At 42.8% G+C, this 18,100-nt stretch carries 17 protein-coding genes; 2 read left to right on the top strand and 15 right to left on the bottom strand.

Annotated features, from left to right (window positions below):
• Window positions 1-391: 391 nt before the first annotated feature.
• The 4 genes from ISALK_RS13490 to ISALK_RS13475 all read right to left on the bottom strand — a co-directional run bounded on the left by ISALK_RS13490 (window position 392) and on the right by ISALK_RS13475 (window position 4,217).
• Entirely contained in the window at window positions 392-916 is a 525-nt protein-coding gene (locus ISALK_RS13490; protein ID WP_160723194.1) for a hypothetical protein, read from the bottom strand.
• A gap of 988 nt (window positions 917-1,904) precedes the next feature.
• Window positions 1,905-2,156 (bottom strand): hypothetical protein, encoded by a 252-nt coding sequence (locus ISALK_RS13485; RefSeq protein WP_160723193.1) that lies wholly within the window; start codon window positions 2,154-2,156, stop codon window positions 1,905-1,907.
• 207 nt (window positions 2,157-2,363) lie between these two features.
• On the bottom strand, window positions 2,364-2,978 hold the full coding sequence (locus tag ISALK_RS13480) for a hypothetical protein (protein WP_160723192.1): 615 nt from the start codon (window positions 2,976-2,978) through the stop codon (window positions 2,364-2,366).
• A 231-nt stretch (window positions 2,979-3,209) separates the two neighbouring features.
• Window positions 3,210-4,217 carry a tyrosine-type recombinase/integrase gene (locus tag ISALK_RS13475; RefSeq protein ID WP_160723191.1) on the bottom strand — a complete coding sequence of 336 codons (1,008 nt, stop codon included), beginning with the start codon at window positions 4,215-4,217 and terminating at the stop codon, window positions 3,210-3,212.
• A 336-nt stretch (window positions 4,218-4,553) separates the two neighbouring features.
• On the opposite strand from ISALK_RS13475, the gene ISALK_RS13470 reads away from it, so the two are divergent.
• Window positions 4,554-5,489: a helix-turn-helix transcriptional regulator gene (locus tag ISALK_RS13470; protein WP_160723190.1), complete on the top strand. Its 936-nt coding sequence runs from the start codon at window positions 4,554-4,556 to the stop codon at window positions 5,487-5,489.
• Here the strand turns inward: ISALK_RS13470 and ISALK_RS13465 are convergent.
• From ISALK_RS13465 to ISALK_RS13430, 8 genes are all read right to left on the bottom strand, one after another.
• On the bottom strand, window positions 5,486-6,169 hold the full coding sequence (locus ISALK_RS13465) for a hypothetical protein (RefSeq protein WP_160723189.1): 684 nt from the start codon (window positions 6,167-6,169) through the stop codon (window positions 5,486-5,488). The two genes, ISALK_RS13470 and ISALK_RS13465, sit on opposite strands and share 4 nt — an antisense overlap.
• A gap of 115 nt (window positions 6,170-6,284) precedes the next feature.
• Window positions 6,285-6,797, bottom strand: coding sequence for a hypothetical protein (locus tag ISALK_RS13460; RefSeq protein WP_160723188.1), 513 nt, complete (start codon window positions 6,795-6,797; stop codon window positions 6,285-6,287).
• Window positions 6,798-6,816: 19 nt separating this feature from the next.
• Window positions 6,817-7,272: a DUF4829 domain-containing protein gene (locus tag ISALK_RS13455; protein WP_160723187.1), complete on the bottom strand. Its 456-nt coding sequence runs from the start codon at window positions 7,270-7,272 to the stop codon at window positions 6,817-6,819.
• Between the two features lie 180 nt (window positions 7,273-7,452).
• Complete coding sequence (locus tag ISALK_RS13450) at window positions 7,453-8,400, bottom strand: polysaccharide deacetylase family protein (RefSeq protein ID WP_236660381.1); 948 nt, start codon at window positions 8,398-8,400, stop codon at window positions 7,453-7,455.
• Entirely contained in the window at window positions 8,393-9,367 is a 975-nt protein-coding gene (locus ISALK_RS13445; protein WP_160723186.1) for an ABC transporter ATP-binding protein, read from the bottom strand. Before ISALK_RS13445 ends, ISALK_RS13450 begins: the two co-directional genes overlap by 8 nt.
• A gap of 10 nt (window positions 9,368-9,377) precedes the next feature.
• Entirely contained in the window at window positions 9,378-10,322 is a 945-nt protein-coding gene (locus ISALK_RS13440) for an ABC transporter permease subunit (protein ID WP_160723184.1), read from the bottom strand.
• A gap of 12 nt (window positions 10,323-10,334) precedes the next feature.
• The gene (locus tag ISALK_RS13435; protein ID WP_160723182.1) at window positions 10,335-12,851 is read right to left on the bottom strand and encodes an ABC transporter permease subunit; all 2,517 of its coding nucleotides are present in this window, start codon (window positions 12,849-12,851) and stop codon (window positions 10,335-10,337) included.
• Window positions 12,844-13,818 carry an ABC transporter ATP-binding protein gene (locus ISALK_RS13430; protein ID WP_236660382.1) on the bottom strand — a complete coding sequence of 325 codons (975 nt, stop codon included), beginning with the start codon at window positions 13,816-13,818 and terminating at the stop codon, window positions 12,844-12,846. Before ISALK_RS13430 ends, ISALK_RS13435 begins: the two co-directional genes overlap by 8 nt.
• Window positions 13,819-14,043: 225 nt before the next feature.
• On the opposite strand from ISALK_RS13430, the gene fdxA reads away from it, so the two are divergent.
• Window positions 14,044-14,214, top strand: a complete 171-nt coding sequence (gene fdxA / locus ISALK_RS13425) for a 4Fe-4S ferredoxin (RefSeq protein ID WP_160723178.1) — start codon at window positions 14,044-14,046, stop codon at window positions 14,212-14,214.
• Between the two features lie 98 nt (window positions 14,215-14,312).
• Here fdxA and ISALK_RS13420 read toward each other — a convergent pair whose 3' ends face one another.
• Genes ISALK_RS13420 through ISALK_RS13410 form a run of 3 tightly spaced genes read right to left on the bottom strand, consistent with a single transcriptional unit; the run spans window position 14,313 to window position 18,068 of the window.
• Window positions 14,313-15,485, bottom strand: a complete 1,173-nt coding sequence (locus ISALK_RS13420; protein WP_160723176.1) for an MFS transporter — start codon at window positions 15,483-15,485, stop codon at window positions 14,313-14,315.
• 22 nt (window positions 15,486-15,507) lie between these two features.
• Window positions 15,508-16,284, bottom strand: a complete 777-nt coding sequence (locus ISALK_RS13415; protein WP_160723174.1) for a DUF1295 domain-containing protein — start codon at window positions 16,282-16,284, stop codon at window positions 15,508-15,510.
• 2 nt (window positions 16,285-16,286) lie between these two features.
• Complete coding sequence (locus ISALK_RS13410) at window positions 16,287-18,068, bottom strand: DAK2 domain-containing protein (RefSeq protein ID WP_160723172.1); 1,782 nt, start codon at window positions 18,066-18,068, stop codon at window positions 16,287-16,289.
• Window positions 18,069-18,100: the final 32 nt, after the last annotated feature.

Raw genomic sequence — 18,100 nt, 5'->3', positions numbered from 1 at the left:
TTTATTAAGGTTACCCAAAAACATTATACCTTGGTAATTTCTGTATTTTACAAAATCACGATTACCGCCAGCAATCTGGTGCTTATGTTTTAACTATTTAAGGACATTTTCTAAAAGGGTTGACACTATAATTAATTTCATTCTTTTTTCCCAAATAGGTTTTCAAAGAACTTAAATTAAGACCTCGCAGTTGCTGCTAACGTTCTTGTGTTTGCGACAGCCCTGAACCGGACCTGAAAGATCGACCGTCTTGGCGGAAATTCGTTCCCGGTGAAGGGCTGTGGCTTTCAGGCTAGATCTAACTCAATGCTTAAATGCAAACACATTGTTATAATATGTGGGGCGTTTCTTTATTTTCTTTCATTATCTCTCACCCTAGTATATATAGTCTCTATCGCTCTCTATAATCCAAAACATATAAACCATCTATCTCGAAAGTGAAATCTTCATTGTCTGTTAATAATTCCTTAGGAATTTGTACACCTACCCATTGTTCGTATCCATATTTTTCTCCATCACCACTTCCTCTGGCAACATCTAGTTCTTTTCCATCTTCATCAAACACTTTTATTTCAACTCCACTACTTGTAAATCTTCCTTCCTCGTATAGATGATAAAGACTTAGCATCTCTCCGGAAGGTGATTGATAGTTGTAATCAAAACCAACGGTTAAAACTACCATTGAATCATCTCTTTCAACTGTTTCAGCTAGATAAAGTGTAGTTTGGTAAACAGTTGTAATCTCGATGGGCTCTTCAATCTCACTTAGAATTTCTTCAGATGATAAATCGAAAACAATTTTCCCCTCATATGGAGTCGTGTCAACATCATATATATCTAAGTCGTGTCGAATAGACAATGGTCCTTTATCTTCTTCATCTTCTTGGGTACATGCCGAAGTCAACACAAGAACCATTAACAATATCATAATAACTGGCAGTAAATTTTTCGTTACTATTTTTCTAATCCTTATCTCCTCCTTTATTCGAATCTATTGGTACTTTAGAATTTATTCCTTATATCATGACTGTGTGTCTTAAATCTTTGCGCCCCGTGTTTTATAACGTTTCTAGGGTTAGCGACACTAGAACCCGATTTTCATTCCTCAACCATATGTTGCTAACGCTGTGTTATGCGATGTTTCATATGCTTTTATTATATTTTTATATTTCTTGAATTATTGTACAATTACGATATATCGGTAAACAAAACCATACTCCGGATACTACTTATTATTGAAATATCCTCGGTTTTTCTTGATGTGTTTTGATCTATTCAATCTTGTTCTTTTGTTGAAACGGTTTAAAACTTCGGTACCAAATCCAAATAACTTCATCGCCGGATTACTAAATCGGAATCCGCCACATTCGAAAGAGTCCCTCCGATGATTGATTAACGCCCATTCAATATTTCTTGCTTATATTATAAAGACCTCTGAGCAAATTCAGGGGTCTTTTATGTAACTATAATCATTCGATGTTTCTGTCTTTCTGTTTTTGTATGGAATTTCGCATAACGTTTTTGTGTTTACGACAGCCCTGAACCGGACCTCAAAGATCGGCCGACCTGGCGGAACTCTGTTCCCGGTGAAGGGGTGTGGTGCGCTGACGATCTCTTGAAACGTACCCACCAGCACCTTCTGTAGACACAGTGTTATACGTATTAACGGCAACGACTTACATTCAAAACTTAAGATCTTCTTTTACTCATAACCCCTGTTATCAATCCTATAAAAAAAAATGATATTATATCACCCTTCTATTCTCAATTTTCTAAAGTCTGTGATGATAGATTCTCATCCAAATTATCTATAAAACGTAGTTCTTATGATGAATTTTCTTTTTTTGTTATTTAATCTTTTTCTCGTATTAGGCTTACGGTAATTTCTATATGATAAGCCAACATTATAAATACGGACGTAATATATCTTCAATTTTCATCTCGTCAATTTCTACTACTTTTATTTCCGACGTCTGGACCCAACTGATCGTGCCCTCTTCATCACTTATTGCCGCACACTTAGTTTCCCCCTCTTCCTTATGTGGAGCAATCGCACCTCCGAAAAAACTTGGTCTTGAGTCTTTAAAAAATGAATACCCCGTACCAACTAATGCGTAAAACTTGCCTGTTTCTTTATGTAAAACAATTGTTGCCAAATTTATCTTCTCCCCTTTCATTCGTTACCCCAGTGATTTTTGAAGACCTCGTTATTACGTATAACGTTTCTAGGGTTAGCGACACTAGAACCCTGTTTTCATTCCTCAATTATATGTTGCTAACCCTGTGTTATAGGTAGTGATGACGGTTTTCGTGTCGATTATTCCTATTAATATTATAGAAAATAATTTTTAACCATATGCTATTTATTGACTGAACTGATTTTCTAGCCACTCATAGTCAAAATCCATTTTAATCACTGTAGGGCTTTCAACCTCTTCGCCAGTGATAAGAAAAAGTGTGTTATCTTCAAATGCCATAATTAGATTAATATATTCCAGAATGGACTCGTCTTTATCACGATTTGAGTATTGGGGTTCCAAGGAGTAAAACTGTCCTTCTTTTATTACACTCTCGTCTAAATTATCATTATATACCGCTTCTGAATCTTTAATTTCGTCGAAAATATTTTCGATAATCTCTTGGTCATCTATCATCATTATTTCTTCTTCCAGTTCTTCCATTTTATTCGAATGTGCTTCCATCTGCGCTTCGTACTCTTCCTGCTCTGCTTCAGATAAGTTTTCGCCACCATCAAATTCATCCATAATATTATTCAATGAGCTATTTAACTCTTGATTCTTTTTATTTGCCTCCGGAGTCATAATCTTTAACGTTTCCGGAACACTCAGGTTATTCAACTCTACACTTTCTTGTTCATTTGTTCCCTCATTATTATTTTCGCTGGAAGTGGCATTGCCACAACCTACTAGAATCGACACCGCTACTATTAAAACTATCAATAAGTATTTCTTGTCCATTTATTTTCCCCCTTTCAATTTTTGAACCATAACATCCCATTATTCAAATACGTCATAATTAATTTATGCAAAGTATTCTCTAGTTCCACAAAATTATCATCTTATAAATAAATCCCTAAAACACTGCCTCGAGATCATCATTCATTACCTATAACTCTCTCGTTCATGTAAAAACATTTCAGGAATACCACCCAATGCAGGGTGATATAGGTGTTGTTTCGGGAATGTACCTTACAGCTGATCCAACGGATTAGCAATCTTCCCCAAACTCTGCACCGAAACATGCGTATAAATCTCCGTAGTCTTACTACTCCGATGGCCCAATAACTCCTGTATAAACCGAAGATCCACTCCGGCTTCCAGCATATGGGTTGCATAGGAATGACGCAGGCTGTGAAAGGACAATTTCTTTTCAATCCCTACGGCCTTCACGCTGTTATTGAATACGGTTTGTACGGTTCTTGTACTGATATAACGTGACCGATCACTCCCTTCAAATAACCATTTTACAGGCTTATACTCCCGGTAATACTGCCGCAGTTGCTGCAGCATTTTATCCGATAAGCTGACCATTCGGTCTTTTCTCCCTTTACCCTGTTCTACCATCACCACCATTCTGGAACTGTCTATATTTTTTAATTGCATTGATGCCGTTTCACTGACCCGAAGACCGCAGGAATAGGCGAGCATAAGCATGGTTTTGTGTTTGGTGTTATGGGTCGCGTCGATGACTTTTTTGACCTCTTCCTTGCTCATCACCTTGGGCAGCTTATGTTCTTTTTTCGGTCTTGGAATATAAGGCACGGTAAAATCCTCGGATTTATTGACTAAGCGTAAATACGCTTTAATCGCATTGATGCTTTGATTGGCATAGGAGTGGGAAGACTGCTTTTCTTCCAGCAAATATAAAAGATACTCATTGATGGAAGCCTTATCCACTTCGCCTTTGGAGTAGGTTAAAAAGCGATCGAGATGCCCCGTATAGCTTTTGATGGTTTTGGGACTGTACCCTTTTTGCTTTAGATGATTTTTAAGGAGTTTTACCGCTTCGTCATAGGCACTGACGGTTACAATTTCTCCTTGCAGGGTTTCTAAGTCCTGTTTTTTTCCTAAAGGAAAGTTCCAAACCCGGGCTCCGGGATCCCATTTTCCCCCGCCGATCTTTTTTAACATTTTGACATGCTCTTTGTTGTAAGCCATTTGAACCCGTAGCAATCCATATTTTTCAATTATTTTCATAACAACCATCCTTTACTGTTTACTTGATCCTTCTTAGGGAGAGAAGCTACCGGATAGTTGTATTATTATGATGGAGTGCTTTTTCCTGGAAGAATCACGGCTTTATAAAAAATTAGTAAATATAAGACCGTTATACCATTAATACCCTGGAAATTTCTTTTAAAAACCGTTACTTAATTAATTCTACAGCCCTAGTTAAAAAACCTTTATTTTTTGAAATTCTTTTCTAATTTTTTCAAGTTTTTCCTGTTTGAATTATTCTTATATTCATACTATAATAACTTCTATATATTGTAAACGGACAAAAATGTCCGGTTCCAGGGGGGAGGAATACCAATGACTGAAATAAACAGCTTTGGACTGTATCTACGAAAATTAAGAGAAGAAAAAAAGCTTACCCAAACCTATGTAGCTAAGGCGGCTCAGGTTAGTGAAAAAACGTACCGTCGCATCGAGATGGATAAGGCCATCCCCCGGATAGATACCCTGGAAGAAATGTCGATTCTTTTTAAAGAGGATTTAGTTCTGCGTTTTCTCAAATACAACTCTCAGGGAATGGAAATGTTCGAGACAATTAAAGAAGATATTGAGAAAAAAATTCTTCAGGATAATTTTGATAAATTGAACGGCTATATCCCAAAATTAAAAAGTTTTATAGCAACTATAAAAAAACCCTATTATATTCTGCAATACCGGCAGTATATTTTATTAATTGAAGGGATTGTGCTTTATCGAAAAAAAGATCGTTATCCAAAAGCACTGGAAAAATTTATACAAGGCATTCTTATCAGCAATAAAGAATTTTCTGTGGAGCATTTCAGAGATTTCAGTTATTCTCCCATGGAACATCGTTTATTAATGAATATCGCCTTAACTTTTAATAGAACAGGAGATCAGAAAAAATATATTGAGATTTTAGCGTTTATCATGGATGAAATTGACCATAGTGATGAAATCTATGCAATCATCGCAAGCAATTTGGGTATCGCTTATAAAAGGACTGAAAAATATGTGGATTCGATAGGAATGATGGAAAAGGGGATTAACTATTGCCAGGAAAAGTCGGATTATTCAATGCTTCCACTGTTATACTATGGAAAAGGTGTATCGGAGTACTATTTAAACGACGACAGCTATAAATGTTCTTTCATAAATGCAGTGACTTTAACGAAGCTACTTGGACTTACCCACCTTCATACCTCGATGAAGGAAAAGTGTAAAAACAATTTCCATTTTGATGTTTCCAATGAAGAGGATCAATCTTTGTTTTAAAATCCCCGATTTATTACTTTAATTGATTCCTTTTCATTATATAATTTGTACTCAATGTCTTCCTTAAACCACCGGGAATCAAACAGATTTCTATGGGCGGCCTGATCTTCTAAGTCAATAATTATTTGTTCTTCAATAACCTTTTGATTTCGCCTGCCATAGGTTCTATAATTGTTTTTAAAATCGTAAAATTCTTTGCCGGTATGTTCCCGTAAGGTTTTTGGCAAATACATTCTTACGTTAAATCGATTTTCTCCTCTACCATAATCGATTACTTCTAATTTTACAGTTACAATGGCCTCTTCCTCTGAACCGGATAAGCGAATATTGGCATCGACAATATCCAGGGTTTTTAATTCATGTTGATTTAGTAAATGATACGCAGTCCTTGTAGTATCCAAGGTCCATCGCATTATCGGCATGACTAATACGATTACGGCAATTACAATTAAGACCTTATTGTTATTTTCAAACCTTTCCAGTTTAAAAAGGCCTCGTAGGGCAAAAATAATTATGACCAATGGGATGAGCCCCGAGAGGTAAAGCCTGCCGCCCTTAAAGCTTACCGGCCTTATTATATATTCAATAATGGTATATGTATCATAGGGAAGTTTATGGGTTAACAAAATCCCTATGAATAAAATCCCTACGTATTTTGCTAGCTTTCGATTATCATTCATCTAATCACCTCTTATGAGTATTACTTCCAAATATAATACCCTTCTTCCTTATTAATTCAATCAAACATCACAACTCCTGTATCACCTTTCGCTGCACTTAAAACCACCCTCTTATTTAACTTTCCTGCAAATTAGCTTCAGATGGTTTGATTTTCAAAGCAGTATAGAAGCCTGTGCTGAATACTGCAAGCATTAGAAAATAAGCAATTAGCGAAGCTATGCTCGCTTGTATATTATTTGTAAACATGGATACGATACGCACCCCGAATCCTAAAAAACCCAGGACATAAAAGTCCGCTAAATTCATGATAAAAGAGTTTCTGCTCGTGATTTCCAAGAATAATTGCCAAATATAAAGACTCAAAAGAATTCCCCATAAAGTATTTCCCAAAATAAAGCTTTTTACATTATTAAGGCTTTGATTGCCAAAGGCCATTCCTGCAAAAAACCAAATTACCATGCCGCCGCCGTACATCCAGGGAACATGTAAAATACTGGCTAACTGAAAGTATACCGTGCTCTCGCTTGTCATTCCCAGTCTAAATAACCATTCAATTAACCCTCCCACTATAAGCGGTGAGAGTACAAGCATTACTAACAGAAGCTTCCTGCTTGTTTTTGATCCCATCTTTCCTTCCCCCTTTTTACTAAATCAATTTTATATATTCAATCAGCCAGGGACTGTTTTCTTTTTCCCGAACTAAAAAATACATTCGTTTCTGGACTCCGCTCATATAGTATAAAGAGGCGTAGTTCTCGTAATCAAAATTCGCCTGCACTTCAAAGGCCAGGATGTTTTCCGGATCCTCGTCCTCTCCCTGTCGTTGCCCAATATACCAGTCTTTTGCCTCTTGGTCCTCTTGAATGCTTAAGACTTCCACGTTGTTTAATCCGTCCCACATCTGATCATTAATGGTATTTTCCCCTCGATTCACTTGAAGTCCCTGTAGGGCATTGACGTCTCGGTCTAAAAGCCCCTGGTGGTACTCCTGGATCACCGCTTCCGCATCGGAGGTCTCCTCCTCCATCCCGTTATAGGCGCTTAGTGCAACAATCACCACCACCGCTACAATACCCAACCCAATGATTATCCCCTTTTTCATTAACTCATCCCCTTTTTTAAACGTTGCATACCACTGCTTTTCATGAACGCTTACTACGTTCCTTTGACACCCCTGTTTGAATTGTTCTTATATTCATACTATAACAATTGCCAAGTATTGTAAACGGACAAAAATGTCCTTTTTTGTTTTTACTACAAAAAAGGTGCCAAGGCACCTTTGTTATTGCAGTTGGTCCCTATAATCCTTTAACAGTACAAACTCAAAACCGTCCTCCCGTAACGCCTCTACTCCTAGTTTGACCCCTTCTGCGATATCACTGTCGGGATGGTTCATGTGAAAAAGCATAATGGATCCCGATTTAGCCTGTATCATACTTTCATAGATCTGATTCGCCGTGAACGTGGCCCCGGCATCCCCTAATACGTTATAATTTACCGCGATTTCCCCTAAATCCTCCACGATTTTTACCGCCACTTCATCATAATAGGCGGTACCGGATCGAAAAAACTGGGATCGATGGCCCGTTAACCCTTTGATCTTTAAATGATTTCCATACACCTCTTCATACACCCCTTCGATGGATTCGGTTCCCGGGATTCCGTAAGCGGATTTCCCCTGTACGGATAAGGGTTTATGGTGTTTTCCGTGGTTGGCAATATCAAAATTGGGATTTTCCCCAAGGGCGACTAAGGTATCGGGATGATTATCGATCCATTCCCCGCTGATAAAAAGGGTTGCGGGGATTTCCTGTTCTTTTAAATACTGGATTAAGGCTTGATCATAGGCCCCGCCGCAGGCATCGAAGGTAAGGGCGATCACCCGGTCTTCGGTGTCAATTCTGCTGTTAACCCCCGTCACCGATTCTCCCCATTCTTTGGGTTCCTGATCTTGATACCGCTCTTGTATTTCCTCTAGGGAAAGGGCAGCGGTCTTCTCATCCGGTTCTTTCTCCCCTTCTTCTCCTTCGCCTTCTTCTTCCTCTTCGATAGCTTCTTCATCCTCCGGCAAATCGGAGGCTTCATCTTGGGACGCCTCTTCTTCCGGGGACTGCTCCTGTTCTAAAACTTCTTGGTCCTCTAGGCTCTCATCCTCTTCTGCATCTCCATCACAGGCGACAAGTAGCAACAAGGTCAGTAGCATTATGATGCCAACAGATTTTTTACCCATATAGCCAACACCTTACCTTATGACCGAGCTCTACTTCTTTCAGTTCTGGAAGTTCCTCTTTGCACCGCTCCATTACTTCCGGGCACCGGGTGGAAAACCGGCATCCCTTGGGAAAATCCGTGGGATGGGGTACGTAGCCTTCAATGGTGTCTAAGTATTCCAGTTTGTCGTCGATCCTTGGAATGCATTTCATCAGTCCCTTGGTATAGGGATTTTTCGGACTTTTAAACAACCGCTGATTGGTGGTCTCCTCCATGATTTTTCCGCAGTACATCACGCATACCCGGTCCGCAATTTCCGCTACCACCCCTAAGTCATGGGTAATCAGCATCATGGACATTCCATTCTCTTTTTGAAGTTTCCTCAGTAAATCCAGTATTTCCGCCTGTATGGTCACATCCAGGGCCGTGGTAGGTTCGTCGGCAATCAACAGCTGGGGATTGCAAATAATGGCCATGGCAATCATGATTCGCTGACGCATACCGCCGCTGAATTGCCCGGGAAATTCATCGTAGCGTTTTTCCCCGTCGGAGATTCCTACCCGCTTCATCATTTCAATGGTTTTTCGTTTTGCTTCCGCCTTCGTTACTTTTTCGTGGATCATCAAGGCCTCCGCCACCTGTTCCCCCACTTTAATCATGGGGTGCAGGGAGCTTAAGGGGTCCTGGTAGATCATGCTGATTTCTTTGCCCCGTAAAAACCGCATCTGCTTGTCACTTTTTTGCAGCAGATCATCCTCGAAAACTTCTTCCCGTTTCAAAAGAATTTCCCCGGATATGATTTTCCCCGGCTCATCGATCAGTCCCATAATGGACATGGAGGTAACGCTTTTTCCACTGCCGGATTCCCCGATCAAGGCCAGTACTTCCCCCTGGTTAATGTGAAAATCCACACCGTCCACGGCGGGAATCTCTTTTTTATCAAGGAAAAAGTAGGTTTTTAAATCTTTTACCTGTAATAATTTCATAAAAAACCTCCTATTTTTCTTTCAGCTTTGGCATTATTTTCGCTTTCATGGCTTTCAGAAGCAGAAAAATCAAATAGTAAAACAGTGCCAGGGTGATGGTAAAAAGGGAAAAAACCCCTTGGGCCTGCTCGATACTCAGCTGATTGGTGGTATAGATGTATATCAAATGATAGCCCATGCCCTGATAATAAAACAGTCGCTCTACGATGATCAGACTGGCAAACATCATCCCCATAATCGTAGGAAATACCGATAAAATTTCAAAACTGATGTTTTTCATCATATGCTTTTTTAAAATCTGAAAATAGGAACAACCCTTTCCCCGGGCGGTAACGATATAGGCCTTTTCCTGTAAATTCTCAATCGTATTGGCCGTAACCCGGGAAATATAGGCCGCGGGCAAAACGCTAATGGAAAGTATGGGGAAAATACTTTGATACCACTGTTCATCCCCTAGAAAATGAATGGGCCCGATCCCTAAAAAAGCAATTTCATTATAGTACAGGTATATTGCTCCCAGTTGTATGACGCTGATGGTTAGTACATCGGGAATGGATAGGGGAATGTAGGACTGCAGCAGCTTAAACGTTCCGGCGGTTCTCTTTTTACGACTGTCCAGGATTCCTTTCGGGATTCCCATCAACAGGGCCAACAGGGTTCCGAAAAACAACACCACAAAACTTAAGGAGAAGGCTCCCCTGAGCATGGCTAAGGGAGTGGTGCTCATAATTTCCATCGTAAGCACTTCTCCGCTGAAAAAGCTACGGAAGTTCTCATTAATACTCTGCTGTATTTCCTCAAAAGACATATTCCAATGAAACTCCCCATGATGGTATTCCACATCGAAATTCATAGGAAATCCTGTGGCTACGATCACTAGGGTTAGCACAATGACGAGAACTAAAACATGATAGCTTGCTTTTTTCATTAGGTTAATGGTTATTTCTCGATTCATAAGGACCTCCTTTTACTTTTGGGGTTCTTTCAAATGGGGATTCATGGTTATACTGTCCACAATAATTTGTCCCATGTTTTCCATATACTCAAAGTTCACCGTATCCATATCCGCATCCCTATGATTGATATAGGAAAAGTAATTGCTTCCAAAGCCTAGGCTGAACTGAGAGTTCATATTCATTCCATAAAGGGCATGGGAGGTTGAGCCCCGGGCCCACCGCTGGGAAGCATCAAACATCCGGTAGTCCACTCCCAGGTCCTGGAGCCGTTCACTGAGGCTGGTTCGCATTAAATAACTTCGGTCACTTCTTTTTTGCCCATGCATAATATTAATCTCCAATTGCTCCAAATCCTCATTGCCGGTATAACCCACATCGATATAATTGTAGGGAAAATCCGCTTGTTGAAAGGTTCGCTGGGAAGCCGTGTAATGAAAGCTGCCCCGGGTTCTTCGGGGATACAGGCTGTATTCCCCATCCCAGAAAATAAACATCACGGTTTTTTCTAAGGGCTCTTCCATACCCGAAAGTACCCTGGCAATTTCCAGATTGGTAGCCGCCGGTGTGGCGGTAATCGCCGGGGAAAACCCTTTCCTTCCCCCGGTATAGGCCCCGTCGTAGGGGGCTCCGATAACGATCATCTCTCTGGGGCCTTCCTCCTCCCAATTTTTCCCCGGGAGCAGGGCGGTGATATTTCTTCCCGGGTGACTTGGCAGTTTGGGAGGCTTCATAAAAAAACCCACCTCCACATCGGCACCATCCAAGGCCCCTCTTAGCGCTTCGAAGGGGATAATCAAGGTTCGGTTAAGGCTGTAAGTATCCATGAGTTCCCGGTCATAAAGATCCGTATCCAGGATCCCGAGATTATAAGAAATGCCCCGGGGGTCGTTTTCCGTAGGGAAATCATGGGAAACGCTACGGGCAAACATGCCGCTTTGTCCGCTGACATAGAGCTGGCTATAGATATCTCCATACCCCCCCACATCGATTAAAGGAATGTATTCCTGTTCATCGGTAATCGTTACGGAAGTATGATCCTGATGATAGGTAATGGTTTTTCCTTGATACTCGATCCAGCCCTCCTCATTGAGACTTTCCTCGCTGGGTTCAATAACATTTTTCCCCAGGGCGGGGAGAATAAAGTCTTCGTTTATATAAAACCGTTCGGGTCCCTCCCCGTGGTCCACCTCGATATAGGCCTCCTCCACAAGCAGTCGTTCGTAGAATCCCCCGGCTTCATCCAGGGGACTGAACTCCTGGGTGTAGCTTCCTTCCCAGGGTTCCAAATCATAGGATTTCAAGGTTTCAATAATATAGTCGCCGCTTTTGTGGCCGCCTTCAAATCCCACCAATCGTCCCTGGTATTTTTCGTCGGTTAACTCTTCTACATGGGCTTTCGCTCGGTGCACATTGAAGGGGTGCTGACTGGCTTCGGCGGGATAAGAGAAGTATCCCAGGATCAGGATCACCGTCAGGCTTTTCCCGGCCACCGGACGCCAGTACTGCTTTAAATTCCGCAGCTGCATCCAGTAAATCTTCGGTGAGGCCATAAAAAATCCTTTACGGATGAAGCTGACGATCTGGGAATTGCGTTTTTGAAATTCAATACGAAGCCCTTCCCCTGTTAAATTGAATGCGGTGACACCCAGAAAAAATGCCAGGGCGGGAAACAGTGTGAGCCACATACGGTCGGGATATAGCCGGATGACCTCCGGGGCCCTGGCCAGCATGCTTCCCCATTCCGGTTCAAAGGCCATTTCGAAGTTGCCTTGAAAGGCCTCTGCCAAAGGCATCCGCCGGGGGCCTACAAAAACCGTCAGCACGCTTAACTGGGCCAGCAGGAAGAGGACCATGCCGATTTCGATAAATAGAAAGCTTACCACATGGGGAATTAAATGGGGCAGCAGGTTTTGCACACCGATTTGCAACGGATTTTTCCCCACGGCCACTTCCCCTTCTATAAAGTCCTCTTCCATGATTAAGGCGGTTTGGTCTTCGATCATCGACGCAAGCTTGGACCATCCGATAACAGTTAACACCACGGCAAAGGCCACAATGGCCCGATCCATCTCCAAATTTCTGAAATAATTGATATTTAAAATCACAAAGGCAATCAACAGCTTGGGAATGGTGGTAAAAAAGGTATTAAACATATTGATAAAAACCGATACCGGCTTCACTCCCATTCCGGCCATAATCCCTAAGGGCATGGCCACCAGAATTCGGAGCAGCACCACTAATAAAGCCACTCGAAGGGTGTTTCGGGTACCGTAGATAATACGGGTGTAAATATCCCTTCCCGCTTCGTCGCTGCCCATAATATTCTCCCGATTAGGAGGAAAGGGTCTTGTGGCGAACTCTTCCACCCATTCCCCATCCTGTCGAATTTCGATATACTTTGCGGACTCCTCCACATTAGGGTTTTTATCCGTGAGTGCCTGGGGGAAAAAGTAGGCAAAAAGCATGACCAGCACCAGGACCCCTCCCACCAGTAAGGGGAAATTGATTCTTCTTAAGAGACTAACCATGGTACGCCTCCTCTCCGCGGTATAAATGGCAGGCTACCTCATGGGTTTTATATTCCTCCAATGGCGGCTCTGTTTTTTTGCAAATTTCCATGGCCTTGGGACATCGGGGATGAAAGGAGCATCCCTGAGGGATATTCAAGGCACTGGGGATTTCATTTTTCAGTTGGATCCGGTTGCGGGTTGCTTCGGGATCCGGCACCGGGGAGGCGGACATTAAGGCCATGGTATAGGGGTGCTTGGGACGCTGGAAAATTTCTTCCACCTCACCGATTTCCACAATTTTACCAAGGTACATCACCGCAACCTCATCGCTGACATGCTTAATGACGTTTAGTCCGTGGGCAATAAATAAGTAGGTCAGATCATACTCCCTTTGAAGATCCTTTAGCAAATTGATGATTTGGGACTGTACCGAGACATCCAGGGCGGATACCGGTTCATCGCAAACGATAAACTTCGGTTTTGTCGCCAGGGCCCGGGCAATACCGATGCGCTGTCTTTGTCCCCCGGAAAATTCATGGGGAAACTTTTTCCGGTCCTTTTTCGAGAGACCGACGATCTCCAAGAGCCGTTCCACCTCTTTTTTATATTCCAGGGGGGTGACAATTTTATGAATATGCAGGGGTTGTATCAGTATATCCTCTATGGTCATTTTGTAATCCAGTACGGAATAGGGATTTTGAAAAACCATTTGAATGTTTTTTCGCATTTTACGAAACTCCCGATTGCTGATTTTGCTGATATCCCGGCCTTCCAAAGTAACTTTTCCCTCCGTGGGCTCCAACAAACGTAAAATCAGCCTGCCGGTGGTGGATTTCCCGCTGCCGGACTCCCCTACCAGCCCTAGGGTTTTTCCCCGGCGGATCCCGAAATTAATTCCGTTTACCGCGTGGACCTCTCCCGTTTGTATGCCTAATACTTTGCTTTTTAATGCAAAGGTTTTTTTCAGATTTTCGACTCCAATCATTTCCAACCCAGCCCCTCCTTTAACTCTGTAGTTAAAACTCATATGAAAATATTTTATACCACCATCTATTTTTTGTCAATTCCGAATATTGGTTCTCATATATAATGATTCTCATTATATAATGAGCTTTTCCCCGGGGTTTTGGTTCCATTTTCTTGAGAAGGGCCTTAGGGTATTGGTATAATAAAGGAGAATCAAATATTGAAAACCTAGGAGGGGAATTTTATGGCTTATCGAATTAATGATACCTGTATCAACTGTGGCGCTTGTGTACCGGAATGTCCCGTGGACTGCATCACTGAAGGGGACGAAATTTATGTAATCGATGAAGAGGCATGTATTGACTGTGGCGCCTGCGCCAATGTTTGTCCCGTAGATGCTCCGGAACAGTTATAAAAAAAAACAATAAAAAGAGCAAAAAAAAGAGCCCCGGAAACTCCTTTGATCCTAGGAGAGTTTCCCGGGGTTTTTTATTTGCGTCCAAAAAACCCGTCTCAATCCAGCCGTTTTCGCTCCTTGATCAATCGTAAAACCATGGCGGCAATAATCAAGGTTCCGATGAACCCAAAGCTTACCTCATAACCCCATAGGGGAAGCATTCCGGAAAAGACGAAGGATCCCGAAGCGATGAAAACATCGATGGTGTTTTCCTGGATGGATATTGCAATGGCTCGGGACTCTTCGGAAACCGTCTTAATCAGCCTTGTGGAAAGTCCCAGGATGGCGCCGGCATAACCGGTCCCCATGAGAATCCCCGCCAGGATCATAAACTGTGATAAAAAACCCACGGCGGTTAAAAGGATCAGACCCGTACCATAACTGAAACCTAAAAAGAGAATAATCAATAAGGGGGATTTGTGATCCAGCAGTTTGCCCACCACAACACTGGCGATAATCCCCGCAAAGGAGTAGATGGTAAAAAAGATCCCGGGATTTTCCAGGGTTCCGATCTGATCCAGGTATACCGGGGCAAAGGTGAAAATAATCCCCGAGGCGAAGGAAAATATGGCAATGCCCAAATAAATTTCCCGCAGTGTACTATCCTTCAGCACCTCTTTGGTTTCCCTAAAAAAACCCACCTTTTTTGAGGCTTTCGGAGGGGGTCCCTGGACCAACAGCAAAAATAGAAAACCCATAATGCCCATGGCGAAACTCCCCAGAAACCAGGTGCTGTAATTGAAATGATTGATCATGTATACCGCAACAAAGGGACCGATCAACAGTCCCGATGCACTCATCAAACGATACAGACCCATGTAGGTTCCCATCCTGGGAAAGGGCGCGACGTCTCCCACAAAGGCCGGTCCACTGGCAAAATATGCGGCTAGGCCGATGGACTGATAAATTCTGATAAAGATCACAGCCCACACCGACTGGGCAAAATATAAAAGAAGGGGGGTACTGCCGAAAACAAAGGCACCGATTAATAAGGGGATTTTTCGCCCCCTACGGTCCGATAACGGCCCGAGGTAAATTCGAAAGACCACCGCTCCTAAGAAAAACAGGGTGCCCTGAAGCCCGGAGTGAAAGTCCCTTCCCCCTAATTCCAAAATATAAAGAGGGGTGGTGGTTACGGCGGCCCAAAAATTGATGAACACTAAGAGGGAGGCCGTATAAAAAAGCACCCAGTTTTTCAATGTAGCTTCCTTTATCATGGATTCATTCATCCCTGCAGTCCCTTCCCTTTGCTTATTTTTTCTTTGGAAACCAGGGAAAAAACTTTGGTGTAACTTCTTTATACTCCTGATACCCCGGTCGTTTATCAAAGCTTTTTTCCAGCATCGGTACCCCGGAAACGAACAGCAGTAAATAAGTGATCACAATGGGACTAATGAAAACCGCGATGGACCCCCCTGCGGAAATGGAAATAACCCCAAGGCCCCACCACATGGTGGCCTCTCCGAAATAATTGGGATGCCGGGTGTATTTCCAAAGACCGGAATCCATGATTTTTCCTTTGTTTTCCGGGTTTTCTTTAAACTTTTTCAATTGATAGTCCCCCACACTTTCAAAGAAAAATCCGATCAACCAAATTACCAGTCCGATCATGGAAAACAGGGTGATGTCTCCCGGGCTTCCCTGGGTGTTGATCAAAATCACCGGCAGGGCCACGATAAACATAAATACCCCTTGGAGCATATACACCTGGAAAAAGGCCCTGGGGATCACCCATTTTCCCCATTCCTTCCGCCAGTTGGCATAGCGAAAGTCCTCCCCTTTACCCAGGTTCCGCTTCAGAATATGATAAAACAGACGGATTCCCCAAATACTGATCAGGATCGTTATTAATAAATTGGCCCCTCCGAAGTTTCCCGAGCGCAGGGTGGTAAACCAGGCCAGAATTACAAAGCCGATCCCCCATCCCATATCTACGATGGAGTTGTTTTTAATAGCCGTTCCTACCACAAAAAACAGAAAGAAATAAACAAACAATACAAGGATGGATTCTATAATAATGGAATGCATTCCTACGCCCCCTCTCGAATAAAGCCTACAGCTACGGCGCCTTCACCCACATGAAGGGCCGTGACCGAGGAGACCTCGGTAATATACTTCGGTGGCTTTCCGATGATTTTTTGAAGTTCCTTGGCAAAGGCCTCGGCCCCTTGTTCATCCTTGGAGTACACCACCGCATATTCGGTAATGGGCTTTTCCTTATTTTTCTTCTCAAGCATATTTTTAATCTTATTCATCAGCATTTTTTTCGACAAAGCGATGGAAAAAGCGGTTCCCTTCCCCTCCTTGTCCAGGGAAATGATGGGACGGAGTTTGAAGAACACCCCGATTTTTCCAACCACCTTGGGTACTCTTCCGCTTTTTAAGGAATTGGCAAAAGTGTTCAGGGCTACGTAAATCTCCGTTTCCGGAATGATCGTATCAATGGCCTCGAGGACCTCTTCTTTGGAGGCGCCTGCCGCCACCATCTCCGCCACTCGGGTTACCAGCAGCCCCTGGCCCCCGGAGTTCAGCTTCGAGTCGATCACTTCAATGGGATAGCCCTCTTCTTTTAGTTTCTTTCCGTATTTTTCCACGCTTTCATAGGTTCCGCTGAGTTTGCTGGAAACCATAATGCAGATAATACTCTCGTAGTGTTCCTTGAGAAAATCGATTTTATGCTTTACCTGAATGTCATTGGGCTGCCCGCTGTTGGGGTAAACCTCCGAGTGTTTAATCGTCTCATAAAAATCTTCGGGGTCCACCGTCATTTTATCCAGGTACTGGTTCTCTCCCACAAAAATATTTACGGGTAGCAAATGCACGTCGTACTGATCCAAATAGGATTTGGGAAAGTCCCCGATAGAGTCCGTTAGTACGGCGATCTTCGAAGTTTTGTCCTTTAATTTTTCCTGTACGCGCATATCCTCGATCTTCGGTCGATCAATGACCCCGTACTTCGATAACAGTTTAAACACCGCCTCTACTTTGTTGGTATGAAGATGCACATGCTTTAAGGTGGCGCTGCCGGCAACAATAATGGAATCCCCATAGGCCCCTAGGGCTTCTTTTAATTCATCCTTATCCACCCTGCCCTTGATCAGGGTTTCCGTGCAGTAGCGGAATTCGGTGTTTTCATGATTTCGGTCGTAGCCTTGAGCGAGGACCCCCGCCCCTTGAAAATCCCCGGACACTTCAATGGTTTCACCCCGGATAAACTTAATAATCCCTTCCAGATAATACACAAATCCCTTGGCTCCGGAATCCACCACATTGTGTTTTCTTAAAACCTCTAACTGTTCCGGGGTTTTCGCCAGAAGGCTTTTTGCTTCATCGATGGAGTTTAAAAACATTTCCTCCACATTCTGATACTTGTCCTTATGCTCGGATAGGTACAGGGACCACTGCTTCATCACCGTAAGCATGGTTCCCTCCACGGGATGTACCAGGGATTCATAAATCCCCTCCGAGGCTTTTCGAGTCACCTCGATGAAATCCTTTAAGGAAATCCGGTCCTTTCCCTCACTGCCGGAGGCGATCCCGGAAATGTACTGGGCAAAAATCACCCCGGAGTTTCCCCGCGCACCGTAGATCGACGCCTCCGCCATGGATTTACTGGTTTCATAGAAGGAGTCCACCACCTGGGTGTAGTCGATTACAGAATTTAGGGTCATGGCCAGATTATTCCCCGTGTCCCCGTCGGCCACCGGGAATACATTGATTTTATTTAGATGGTCCTTGTTATTGATCACTTCCATAGCCCCATGGCGAAAGATGTTAAAAAAGTCCTTGCCGTTTAGGTAGTTTTGCTTCATTGTCATCACCTTTTCTTTGAATTATTTTGTTC

This window comes from Isachenkonia alkalipeptolytica, from assembly GCF_009910325.1.
Lineage (GTDB): Bacteria > Bacillota > Clostridia > Peptostreptococcales > T1SED10-28 > Isachenkonia > Isachenkonia alkalipeptolytica.
Note: the sequence above shows the minus strand (reverse complement) of the source record. Positions and strands in the feature narration are given on the sequence as shown.